General features: G+C 69.8%; 1 protein-coding gene. It reads left to right on the forward strand.

All coding sequences use genetic code 11. From position 1 onward, the window contains the following. The first annotated feature begins 202 nt into the window (after positions 1-202). Positions 203-1,024 (forward strand): AfsR/SARP family transcriptional regulator, encoded by an 822-nt coding sequence (locus tag AC07DI_RS37255; protein ID WP_478909384.1) that lies wholly within the window; start codon positions 203-205, stop codon positions 1,022-1,024. Positions 1,025-1,393 lie beyond the last annotated feature (369 nt).

Below are 1,393 nucleotides of genomic sequence, written 5' to 3' on the forward strand. Positions count from 1 at the left end.
TGGTGGTGGGGGAGTGTTTGCCGGGTGGTGGTGTGGGTGTCATGTGGGGTGGGGGTGTGGCGGTGTCTTCTGTGGCTGGTCGGTCGGGGTTGGGGTGTTGGGGGGTGGGGGTTGCTCGTCTGGGCCGGCCGGCTGGTGTGGTCGGGGTGGGTGTGGGTTGTGGTGTGTGGTTGTGGTTCTCGTCGACGTACGGAGGAAGCCCATGAAGGTTCAGGTTCTGGGTCCGTTGAGCGCCGAGGTCAATGGGGGATCGATTGTTCCGTCGGCGGGTAAGCCGCGGCAGATTCTGTCTCTCTTTGCCCTCTATCCGGGGCGGGTGATGCCGGTGCCGACGCTGATGGAGGAGTTGTGGGGGACGGAGCCGCCGCAGAGTGCGCTGACGACTTTGCAGACGTACATTTTGCAGTTGCGGCGGCATGTGGGGGCGGCGTTGGGTGGGGAGGGCCGGGGGTCGGCGAAGGAGGTGCTGGCGACGCGGCATGGGGGGTATCTGATGCAGATACCGGGGGAGAGTGTGGATGTGCATCAGTATGAGCGGCTTGCGGGTGAGGGGCGGGCGGCTTTTGAGGGCGGGGATGATGCGGGGGCTGCGGAGCGGTTTCGGCGGGCTCTGGCGTTGTGGCGTGGGCCGGCGTTGGTGGATGTGCGGGTGGGGCCGATCCTGGAGATTGAGGTGATGCGGCTGGAGGAGAGCCGGCTGGGGACGGTGGAGCGGCGTATTGATGCTGATCTGCGGTTGGGCCGGCATGCGGAGTTGATTGCGGAGCTGACGGAGTTGACGGCGCGTTATCCGCAGCATGAGGGTCTGCATTCGCAGGCGATGGTGGCGTTGTACCGGTCGGGGCGGCAGGCTTCGGCGCTGGAGATTTACCGCAGGCTGCGTATCCGGATGATCGAGGGGCTGGGGGTGGAGCCTTCGCCGCAGGTGCAGCGGTTGCATCAGGCGATGCTGGCGGTGGATCCCCAGCTGGATGTGGTGGCCGGTCCCCGGCGGGGGTCGACGTTCGATCTCTACGCGGCCTGACCCCGGCCTCGGCCCCGGCCTGACCCCGGCCCCGGCCTGACCCTGACCCCGGCCCCGGCCTGGCCCTGGCCCCGGCCTGGCCCCGGCCCCGGCCCGGTCTGGCTGCGGCCTGACCTTGGCCCTGACCCTGGCCTGGCCCCGGTCCGGCCTGACCCCGGTCCCGGCTCCGGACCTGGCCCTGGCTCCGGTCTGGCCGGTGGGGGCCGGGGTGGGGTCGGCCGTGCTGTCTGCCGGGGGTGGTGTGGGCGTGTGGGTGTTCGGCGTCCGTTGGGGGGCGGGTGTGTTCGGGCCGGTTGTGGGGGCGTATGGAGCGGGTGGTCTTGTCTGCCGGGTGTGGAGCCCGTCTGCCTGCTGTGGTGGGTGGGGGGG

Source organism: Streptomyces sp. NPDC044106, from assembly GCF_056433985.1.